This window comes from Lentibacter sp., from assembly GCF_965657785.1.
GTDB lineage: Bacteria > Pseudomonadota > Alphaproteobacteria > Rhodobacterales > Rhodobacteraceae > Lentibacter.
In genome coordinates this window covers 1-10,338 of the sequence record NZ_CBFHPP010000038.1, presented here as the reverse complement: position 1 = coordinate 10,338, position 10,338 = coordinate 1, and the positions used below count along the sequence as shown (strand labels likewise).

Sequence of the window (10,338 nt, the reverse complement as noted above, 5' to 3'; positions counted from 1 at the left end):
GAGCGCCCCCTTCTTCCATTCATAAGCAAAGCCAGCAGTCAGCACACCGAGGAAAACCATCATAGACCAGAAACCCACCATGCTAATGTCCTTGAAGGCCACAGCCCAAGGGAACAGCATCGCGATTTCCAAGTCAAAAATGATGAAGAGAATCGACACGAGGTAAAACCGCACATCAAATTTCATCCGCGCATCATCAAAAGCGTTGAACCCGCATTCATATGCGCTGACCTTTTCAGGGTCGGGGTTGCGCACCGCAAGAATGAGGGCAGCAAGGATCAAAACAAGGCCCAAGCCGATGGCAATAACAAGTAAGATCAGAATAGGGAGATATTCCCGCAGCATCTCTTCCACGTGAGGCTCCTTTCATGCGCACATTCGCGCATAGGTGTGGCAGCTTTTCATTGCAAATGGGTTTACTCCTGCCCCATGGCAGGGTCAACCGACAGTGCATTACATTCACTAAAATCTATATGTAGATCAGGAAACCCACGTATAGCGCCCTCGCCTCCCAGCCTCCCGAAGTCCAAAGGGCCAGACTCTGCTCACCTGAGCCAGATTAAAGCTTGGGTAAATTTAGCCTTTCACACTCAAAGCGTCCAAGGTGCGCGGCGCTTTTCAAAAAACGCAGCGATACCGTCGCGCGCCTCATCCCCTTCCCAGGTCTCAACCAGACGATCAATTGTCGCCTCGATGATTTCGGGCGTAATCGCAGCTCCGAGGCTGCGCGCGAGCGCTTTTGACGCAGCCACAGCTTTCGGCGCGGCCGCCAGATACGGGAGGACTTCCGATTCCACGGCCGCGTCGAGTGCTTCTGCCTCCACAACACGCGCCAGCAAATTGAGCGCACGCGCCTCCTCTGCCGCGAAGAGCCTTGCCGACATAAACACCCGCCGCGCCTTGTCCTCCCCCATCCGCGCCAGCACATAAGGGCTGATCGTGGCCGGGATCAGGCCAAGCTTCACTTCGGTCAGGCCAAACTTTGCCTCAGGCACGCCAAGCGCAACATCCGCCACAGACATCATCCCGATTCCACCGCCGAAGGCATTGCCCTGAACACGCGCAATCAAAGGCTTGGGCAATAGATTGAGCGCATTCAGCATCATCGCAAGCTCGCGTGCTCCCTCACGCCGCGTCTGAGCATCCGCCGCCATCTGGTCTTGCATCCAGCGCAGATCGCCGCCGGCGCAAAAGCTCTTGCCGCGCGCCGCCAGCACGACCACGCGCACCGCGTCATCTGCGCCAAGCGCTTGCACCGCCGCAGTCAACTCGCGGATCATCTCGGCGCTCAGCGCATTGTGTTTATCCTCACGCGCCAGCCAAAGCGTGGCCACACCGCGTGCATCGGTTTCAATCTCGATCGTGTTATACATCGCCCTGCTCCTTGCGCATCGCGCGCGCCATATCTGCGGCACGGATCAGGACCGCGCGGTCCAGCCCCGTTTCATATCCAAGCGCCACAAGCCTGTCATGCACAGCTTCGGTCGCCACATTGCCCGCAGCACCGGGCGCATAGGGACAGCCGCCAAGACCGCCCACCGCCGCGTCAAACACTCTGACACCGCGCGCAAGGCTGGCCTCAATATTTGCCAAGGCCCGCCCGCTCGTGTCGTGGTAATGCCCCGCAAGCTCACGCGCAGGGATCTCCTCCAGCACCGCCGCCAGCATCGCATCAATGCTCTCGGGGCGTGCCTGCCCGATTGTGTCGCCAAGGCTGATCTCATAACAGCCCATCGCGCGCAGCGCCTTGGCAACACGTGCCACATCTTCAGGCGCTGTCGCCCCGTCATAGGGGCAATCCGTCACGCAAGAGATATACCCGCGCATCGGCAGCCCCGCTGCCTTGGCCGCCTCGGCCACGGGCGCAAAGCGCTCCAGACTCTCGGCAACGGTTGCGTTGATATTGGCCTTGGAAAAGCCCTCAGAAGCCGAACCAAAGATGGCGATCTCGTCCGCCTTAGCGGTCAATGCGCCCTCAAAGCCGCGCAAATTCGGTGTGAGCGCCGCATAAGAAACGCCTTCCACGCGCCTGATGCCTGCCAAAACATCCGCGCTGTCCGCCATCTGGGGAACCCACTTGGGGCTGACAAAACTCGCAATCTCGACCCGCTTGAAGCTCGCCTCAGACAGACAATCCACCAGCGCAATTTTCTCGCGCGTCGGGATCTGGCGCTTTTCATTCTGCAAGCCGTCCCTCGGGCCGACCTCAAAAATTTCAACATATCCGCTCATGTCTCGCTCCGCTCAGGCAAGGGCCAGGGCGCATAAAACGCCTCTGTGTAGAGCTTCTGCTCGCCAACAGCCATGGTCGTCGCAAAACTTGCGCGCTCGGTGATCCGCTCATACCAAGCCGAAAGCTCAGGGTAGCCGTCAGTCTTGACGAAATGGCGGCCAACATAAACCGCTTGCCCGACCGCAATATCCACCGCCGAAAAGCCGGATGTCAGCAGATAGTCACGATTCTCAACAGGCGTAGACAGCCGCGCTTCAATCGCCTCATAACACTTGGCCAGCCGCTTGGCCTCAAGCTGCATGATATAAGGCGAGCGCATATAATCCTCATAAAGCATAATATGCTGCTGTGTCAGCGCCGCCGCATGGACAGTCACCGTCTCGGCAAAATGCAACCACGTGAGCCATGCCATGCGGTCAGGGTTGCCCGCCTCGCGGCCCATGTTGCGCTCGGGAAAGCGCTCGCAAAGATATTCAATCATCGCGCCGCTCTCAAACATCCGCTCTCCCTCGATCTCCATCGCAGGCACCCGCCCCGCAGGGCTGAGCGTGAGAAATTCAGGCGAGCGCAAGCCGCGGTCAAACGGATGCACCTGTACCTGAAAGTCTGGCACTTCCAGCTCGTGCAAGAGCCAAAGCACCCGCATAGAGCGACTTTGAGGGACGTGATGAAGCGTGATCATGCCGCCGCCTCCGCGTCTTCCTCTTCCAGCCGAATGAGGGCTGCCCCCGCTTCCACTTGAGCACCCGCCTCACAGAGCACTTCCGCCACAATCCCGTCACGCGCCGCCAGAAGCGAGTGCTCCATCTTCATGGCTTCCAAAATCGCCAGCCTGTCACCTGCTTTCACAGGCTCTCCCGCGCGGGTGAAGACAGCCTTCACAAGCCCAGGCATCGGCGCTTCAATCAGAGCGGCACCAGCGCCGACAGAGGCCGCGCGCTCAAGCGGATCAATCACATCAAAGGATAGGCCATATTGCGCAAAGACATAGGCCTTGCCATCCTTGAGCATCGCCTCGGGGGCAAGCTGCCCATCAAGCCGCCAACGCCCGCCCTCAAAGCGTGCCTCAATGCGGGTGTCGCCAAGGCTCACATCATGCGCCGTCGCGCTCAGGCTTTCCACAACCACATCAAAGACCTCTCCCTCAAAGCTCAGTCTCACCTGCCGCTGCATCGCAGCCCAGAGATGAAAGCCAGTCGGCCAGCCCGCGCCCGTCAGCCCAAGCGCCACCAAAGCCGCCAAAGCGCGCGTCTCGTCGCTGGGTTGAGGCGCTTGCACAAGGCTGTCCAGATCGCGGCCAATCAGCCCCGTGTCCACATCGCCCGCCGCAAAGCCCGCATGGGCACAGAGCGCGCCAAGAAAGCTCAGGTTGGTCACAGTCCCCGCCACTTGCGTCTCCGCCAGCGCCCGCGCCATGCGCTTGAGCGCCACCGCGCGGCTCGGCCCGTGGGTGATGATCTTGGCAATCATCGGGTCATAAAAGGGGCTGATGCTGTCGCCCGTGCGCACGCCACTGTCGGCCCGCGCGCCTTCAGGGAAGGCCAGATGCGCCAGCGTGCCTGTCGCGGGCAAAAAGCCCTTCGGCACATCTTCGGCATAAAGACGGCTCTCAAAGGCGTGCCCAGTGATGCTCAACTCGTCCTGACGCTTGGGCAGGCCCTCGCCCGCGGCCACCCGCAGCTGCCACTCGACGAGATCAACTCCCGTGATCGCTTCGGTCACTGGGTGCTCGACCTGAAGCCGCGTGTTCATCTCCATAAACCAGAACCCGTCGGCACGCAGCCCGCGCGAACCGTCAACGATAAACTCAACGGTCCCAGCCCCCTTGTAGCCAATCGCCTCGGCGGCTTTTACAGCCGCATCGCCCATAGCGGCGCGCATCTCGGCCGTCATCCCCGGTGCGGGTGCTTCCTCAATGACTTTCTGGTGGCGGCGCTGCAACGAGCAGTCCCGCTCAAACAGATGCACGGCTTTTTCGCCATCACCAAACACCTGAACTTCGATATGACGCGGCTGGGTGACGAACTTCTCAATCAGAACGTCTTCGTTGCCAAAGGCCGTCTTGGCTTCGCCCTTCGCGCTCTCCAAAGCCTCTATAAAGGCGCTTGGTGTCTCAACAAGGCGCATCCCCTTGCCGCCGCCACCCGCCACGGCCTTGATCAACACAGGATAGCCGATCCCCTCCGCCGCGCCGGCAAGATGCTCGGGGTCTTGGTTCTTGCCATGATACCCCGGCACAACAGGCACACCGGCCTCATGCATCAGCGCCTTGGCCGCGTCCTTAAGGCCCATGGCCTTGATTGCGCTGGCCGACGGCCCGATAAAGACCAGCCCCGCCGCCTCAACAGCCTCTACAAAATCGGGGTTCTCACTCAAAAACCCATACCCAGGGTGGATCGCCTGCGCGCCCGCCTCTTTGGCCACAGCAATCAGCAGATCGCCGCGCAAATAACTCTCAGCAGGCGCCGATCCGCCAATATGCACGGCCTCATCGGCCAAGGCCACGTGCTTGCTTGCACGGTCCGCATCAGAATAAACCGCAACAGTGCGCACCCCCAGCGCCTTGGCGCTCTCGATCACACGGCAGGCAATCTCGCCACGGTTGGCTATCAGGATCTTCTCAAACATCACGTCCTCCAAAGTCTTCTACAACACGGAACCGCTCGCACATCAGCTCCATCTCAGGGTCAAACCCGCCGTTGCGGCGAAAGTAGGCTTCATAGCTCTTGCGCCAATGTTCCAAATCACGAAACTCGCCCTGAGCCGCGACAAAGTCTTCGTCCATATCGCCAAAGCGGCGGGTGGTAACCTCGACCGTTTCAAGCATCACAGCTGGTCGCCCGTCCCATTCAAGCGCCACATCGCGCCGCCCCACCTCGGGCATCTCATCGCCCCCCTTGCCATACACAAGCAGCGCCTCGCAGGTGGCTGTCTTCTGGCCACTGCGGATCAGCGCCAGGATGCTGTCGCATAGCTTTTTGCTATCCCCAAAGCGAAAGGTCTCCGCTTCGGGGTTTGCGTCGATAATCTCTTGCAGAGTTTTCATTCTGGCCCCTTAAAGCTGCGGTAGCGGTGACGGTAAATCAAATTGGCGCGTGCGCTCGTGACAAGGTAGACGGCAATCGCCCCTGACGCCAAAAGCTGCACCAGCCCCAAGGCGCTCAAACTGCCAATGGCCGTCACAAGCTGATAACCCGATATGGCAAACAAAAGCACAATCAGCGCAATCGCAAAGGGCACCCGAAAGTAAAGCCCCAGCGCCCCCAGCATCGGCACAACCGACAACAGCAAGTAAAGCGGGGCATAGCCAAACTGGATAAACTCATAAAAGCGCAGCCCCGCCACAGCGACAAGGTAGAGTACAATTGCGTAGAGCACGGCCCCCAGCCGTCCCTTCGGATGCGCTTGCGCCATCTCGCGGCTCACATAGACCCAGCGCTCCCCCGTCACAGGATCGCGCGCGCCATAGTCAAATTGTCCAGTCTCAGGCATATCGCTCATGGCTTACATCCTGAACACGCCAAAGCGTGTCTCCTCAATCGGTGCATTCAGAGCCGCGCGCAGCGACAGCGCCAGAACATCACGGCTCTTGCGCGGATCAATGATTCCATCGTCCCAAAGCCGCGCGCTGGCGTATAGCGGGTGCGCCTGCTCTTCAAACATATCAATCGTCGGCTGCTTGAACTTGGCCTCCTCCTCGGCAGACCAAGTGCCCCCCGTGCGCTCGATCCCGTCACGCTTGACTGTGGCCAAAACGCCAGCCGCCTGCTCGCCCCCCATCACAGAGATACGCGAGTTCGGCCAGCTCCACAGGAACCTTGGCGAATAGGCCCGCCCCGCCATGCCATAGTTGCCCGCCCCAAAGGAGCCGCCCACCAGCATGGTGATCTTGGGCACAGAGGTTGTCGCCACAGCGGTCACCATTTTGGCACCATGGCGGGCAATGCCTTCGTTCTCATATTTACGGCCCACCATAAAGCCTGTGATGTTTTGCAAGAAAACGAGCGGAATTTTGCGCTGGCTGCACAGCTCGACAAAATGCGCGCCCTTCTGAGCGGCCTCAGAGAACAGAACCCCGTTGTTGGCGATAATCCCCACGGGGCAGCCCTTCACATGGGCAAAGCCCGTCACCAGCGTCTCGCCATAACGCGGCTTGAACTCGTCAAAGCGCGAGCCGTCCACCATGCGCGCAATCACTTCGCGAATGTCATAGGGCGTGCGCAAATCCGCTGGGACCACACCAAATATCTCTTCAGGGTCATAGGCAGGCTCCTCGCTCGTCTGCCAATCCACACTCGCGGGCCGCTGACGGTTCAAATGGCTCACAGCGCGGCGCGCCAGTGCCAGCGCGTGCGCGTCATCCTCGGCCAAGTAATCCGCCACACCAGAGAGGCGCGTGTGCACATCCCCGCCCCCCAAGTCTTCGGCAGTCACAACCTCGCCTGTCGCCGCCTTCACCAAGGGGGGACCTGCAAGGAAGATCGTCCCCTGCTCTTTCACGATAATGGTCACATCAGACATCGCAGGCACATAAGCGCCCCCCGCCGTGCACGATCCCATGACAACAGCGATCTGCGGTATCCCCTTGGCGCTCATCTGCGCCTGATTGTAAAAAATCCGCCCAAAGTGGTCGCGATCCGGAAAAACCTCGTCCTGCTGGGGCAAGTTCGCCCCGCCACTGTCGACCAAGTAGATACAAGGCAAGCGGTTCTCCTGCGCAATCTCTTGGGCGCGCAGATGCTTCTTGACCGTCATAGGGAAATAGGTTCCGCCCTTCACGGTGGCATCGTTGCAAACGATCATGCACTCCTGCCCGGAGACCATCCCGATCCCGGCAATTACCCCCGCCGCGGGCGCCGCATTGTCATACATCCCATGCGCCGCCGTGGCCCCGACCTCAAGGAAAGGTGACCCCGCATCCAAGAGATTGGCCACACGATCTCTTGGCAGCATCTTGCCACGGCTCATATGCCGCTCACGCGAGCGCTCACCGCCCCCCAGCGCTGCGGCCTCCGCCGCCTCTTTGACCACGCGCAGCGCTTCAAGATGCCCCTCGCGATTGGCCTTAAAGTCTGCGCTGCTTGGGAGAGCTTGAGAAGTCAGTTTCATTGTCATGCGTCCTATTCTGGTGAAGCAAGATAAAGGTCGACGGCGCGCTTGGCCGTCATATTCAAATGACAGCTCGCGCCAATAATGGTGCGAATGGTGCCGCCTTGGTATTCCGAGTAAAGCCGCATACAGTCCGCATCCCGAAACGCGATCCAGGCCCGCTGGGCTGTGCGCAGAGCCTCAACCCGTCCGATCAGTGGCGCACCGTCCTCTGTATCCTGCGCCGCCATCTCGGCTTTGCGCAGGCGGTAGTTGATGTTCAAGACCTCATCCCAGATCTCGGCCTCGGCGCTCAAACAGGCTGCAATCCCGAAAGTCGTGCTGCCTTCAAATTGGTCGGTGTGGATGTCTTGGCAAGCCTGCGCCGCAGCGCCGATACAGTTCAAGCCATCCCGCGCTTCGATATGCTCTTGATAACAGGCCATCACACGCGCCCGATCAATTAAATCATCACTCGCCAGCGCCGCACTTGCACCACACAGCAGCGCCACAGACAGAGTCATAGTTCTCATTGTGTCTCCTCCGCCGCTGCTAGAGCCTTCAACTCTTTACGGATCACCTTGCCAGTCACCGTCATCGGCAAAGCCTGTAGAAACGCAACTTCGCGCGGGTAACTATAGCGCGCCAGCCGCGTCTTGACCCATGTTTGAAGCTCTTTCTCTGTGGCCGTCGCCCCGTCTTTCAAAACAACATAAGCCTTCACAATCTCGTGTCGCAGCACATCGGGCTTGCCCACAACCCCGACAGTCGCAACACTCGGATGCGTCATCAAGCAATCTTCGATCTCGGCTGGACCAATCCGGTAGCCCCCCGAGGAGATCACATCATCCTCACGACCCAGAAAGCGAATGAAATCGCTCTCCATCACACCCCTGTCTCCCGTGACAAGCCAGTCGCCGCGAAACTTCTCTGCCGTGGCCTCAGGCTTGTTCCAGTAGCAAAGCATCATGCTCGCGGCCCCGCGCCGCACAGCAATATCGCCCTCGCCGTCTGTCACTTGGCCAGCTTCGTCAATCACAGCGACGTCAAACCCGGGCACAGCCTTGCCCGTGGCCCCGCCTATCGGCTCAAACAACGCCCCACAGGAGGACACCGACATATTGCACTCGGTTTGGCCATAAAACTCGTTGATGCTTACCCCAAAGGCCTCACGCCCCCAAAGGAGCATTTCGGCCCCAAGCGGTTCGCCACCAGAGGCAACCGAGCGCAACCCAGATATGGCCTGATCTGCCGCCTTGAGAATCCTGAGCGCCGTGGGCGGAAAGAATACATTGCGCACACCGCCCTCGCGGCAAATCCGCATGGCCTCTTGGGGCGTAAACTTCGCCAAACGCGCCGCCACCACAGGCACACCCAGCGCCAACCCCGGCATCAGAACGTCAAACAACCCACCGATCCACGCCCAATCCGCAGGCGTCCAGATCACATCGCCCTCCTGGCCGAGAAAGTCATGGCTGATCTCGACCCCTGGCAAATGCCCGGTGAGCATACGGTGGGCATGAAGCGCGCCCTTTGGCTTGCCTGTGGTTCCGCTGGTATAGATCAGCACGGCAGGCTCCTCAGCCCCCGTGTCGACCGTCTCCACATCGCCCTCAGGCAGATCATAAGGCAAAAGAGCCTCTGCCAAGCCGCCGAGCATCTCGGCGCCCTCTTCATCCGTCACCACAAGAGAAAGCCCGCTGTCCCCGATACGGCTCTCCAGAGCATCGCGTGCAAAAAGCTTGAACAGCGGCACAGAAATCGCCCCGACCTTCCAGATCGCAATATGCGCCGCCGCACACCACGCGTCCTGTGAAAAGAGCACGCCCACCCGATCGCCGCGCGCGACCCGCTTTGACAGCGCGAGCGCCAAGCGCCCCGCCATATCGGACAGCTCGCCATAGGTGATGTCCCGCCGCGCGGCGGAGAGATCAATGATCGCCACCCGATCGCGCGGCTGCGCCAAAACCTGCGCCGCCATATTGAGCCGCTCGGGAAGCGTCCAGTCAAAGCCCTCCCGAAGCGCTTCATATGTCGCGGCGCGCGGCAGCATCAGAGATACATCCCCATCAGCTCGCGACCAATCAGCATCCGGCGGATCTCGCTTGTGCCCGCGCCGATCTCCATGAGCTTGGCATCACGGAACATCCGCCCGCAGGCGTTGTCAGACAGGAAGCCCGCGCCGCCAAAGGCCTGCACAGCTTGGTGGGCCACAACCATGGCCTCCTCGGAGGCGTAAAGACAGCACGCCGCCGCATCCTGACGGGTGATATCACCACGGTCGCAAGCCCGCGCCGCCTCATAGACATAGGCCCGTGCGGAGTTCATCTTGGTATACATATCGGCAATCTTGCCCTGCATCAGCTGGAAATTGCCAATCGGCTGCCCGAACTGCTTACGCTCAGCCATATAGGGCATGACCTCGTCCAGACAGGCGGCCATGATCCCCGTGCCGATGCCCGCAAGCACAACGCGCTCGTAATCAAGCCCCGACATCAACACGCGCACGCCCTTGCCCTCGTCACCGAGGATGTTTTCAAACGGCACTTCGACGTCCTCAAAGACGAGCTCGGCCGTATTGGAACCGCGCATACCGAGCTTGTCAAAATGCGGCGAGGTGGAAAAACCCTTCATCGACTTCTCGACGATAAAGGCGGTGATGCCTTTTGGCCCCGCGTCAGGATCGGTCTTGGCATAGACAACGAGCGTCTCGGCGTCAGGGCCGTTGGTGATCCAGTATTTGGAGCCATTGAGCACAAAGCGGTCATTGCGCTTCTCGGCTCTGAGTTTCATCGAGACAACGTCAGAGCCAGCGCTCGGCTCAGACATCGCCAAAGCCCCGACCGCTTCGCCTGTGAGGAGTTTGGGGAGATATTTCTGCTTTTGCTCTTCTGTGCCGTTGAGCTTGATCTGGTTCACACAGAGATTGGAATGTGCCCCGTAAGAGAGCGAGACCGAAGCGCTGGCGCGGGCGATCTCTTCCACCGCAATCACATGGGCCAGATAAGACATCCCTG

The 10,338-nt window shown here is 60.0% G+C and carries 11 protein-coding genes; all 11 read right to left on the bottom strand.

Annotated elements, in window-relative coordinates:
• On the bottom strand, positions 1–354 hold a 354-nt coding region (locus ACTF58_RS12875; RefSeq protein ID WP_438992371.1), incomplete at its 3' end, for an NADH-quinone oxidoreductase subunit A.
• Positions 355–590: 236 nt separating this feature from the next.
• Complete coding sequence (locus ACTF58_RS12870; RefSeq protein ID WP_438992370.1) at positions 591–1,373, bottom strand: crotonase/enoyl-CoA hydratase family protein; 783 nt, start codon at positions 1,371–1,373, stop codon at positions 591–593.
• The gene (locus ACTF58_RS12865; RefSeq protein WP_438992369.1) at positions 1,366–2,232 is read right to left on the bottom strand and encodes a hydroxymethylglutaryl-CoA lyase; all 867 of its coding nucleotides are present in this window, start codon (positions 2,230–2,232) and stop codon (positions 1,366–1,368) included. Before ACTF58_RS12865 ends, ACTF58_RS12870 begins: the two co-directional genes overlap by 8 nt.
• Positions 2,229–2,915, bottom strand: coding sequence for a glutathione S-transferase family protein (locus tag ACTF58_RS12860; protein WP_438992368.1), 687 nt, complete (start codon positions 2,913–2,915; stop codon positions 2,229–2,231). Before ACTF58_RS12860 ends, ACTF58_RS12865 begins: the two co-directional genes overlap by 4 nt.
• Positions 2,912–4,861 carry an acetyl/propionyl/methylcrotonyl-CoA carboxylase subunit alpha gene (locus tag ACTF58_RS12855; RefSeq protein ID WP_438992367.1) on the bottom strand — a complete coding sequence of 650 codons (1,950 nt, stop codon included), beginning with the start codon at positions 4,859–4,861 and terminating at the stop codon, positions 2,912–2,914. The genes ACTF58_RS12860 and ACTF58_RS12855 overlap by 4 nt, the downstream gene beginning before the upstream one ends.
• Positions 4,854–5,279: an ASCH domain-containing protein gene (locus ACTF58_RS12850; protein WP_438992366.1), complete on the bottom strand. Its 426-nt coding sequence runs from the start codon at positions 5,277–5,279 to the stop codon at positions 4,854–4,856. Before ACTF58_RS12850 ends, ACTF58_RS12855 begins: the two co-directional genes overlap by 8 nt.
• Complete coding sequence (locus ACTF58_RS12845) at positions 5,276–5,734, bottom strand: hypothetical protein (protein WP_438992365.1); 459 nt, start codon at positions 5,732–5,734, stop codon at positions 5,276–5,278. Before ACTF58_RS12845 ends, ACTF58_RS12850 begins: the two co-directional genes overlap by 4 nt.
• 3 nt (positions 5,735–5,737) lie before the next feature.
• Entirely contained in the window at positions 5,738–7,342 is a 1,605-nt protein-coding gene (locus ACTF58_RS12840; protein WP_438992364.1) for a carboxyl transferase domain-containing protein, read from the bottom strand.
• A gap of 11 nt (positions 7,343–7,353) precedes the next feature.
• Positions 7,354–7,854 carry a lysozyme inhibitor LprI family protein gene (locus ACTF58_RS12835; protein WP_438992363.1) on the bottom strand — a complete coding sequence of 167 codons (501 nt, stop codon included), beginning with the start codon at positions 7,852–7,854 and terminating at the stop codon, positions 7,354–7,356.
• The gene (locus ACTF58_RS12830; protein WP_438992362.1) at positions 7,851–9,374 is read right to left on the bottom strand and encodes an AMP-binding protein; all 1,524 of its coding nucleotides are present in this window, start codon (positions 9,372–9,374) and stop codon (positions 7,851–7,853) included. The genes ACTF58_RS12835 and ACTF58_RS12830 overlap by 4 nt, the downstream gene beginning before the upstream one ends.
• Positions 9,374–10,338 (bottom strand): acyl-CoA dehydrogenase family protein (locus tag ACTF58_RS12825; RefSeq protein WP_438992361.1); only part of this gene is annotated, 965 nt, incomplete at its 5' end. The genes ACTF58_RS12825 and ACTF58_RS12830, both read right to left, overlap by 1 nt.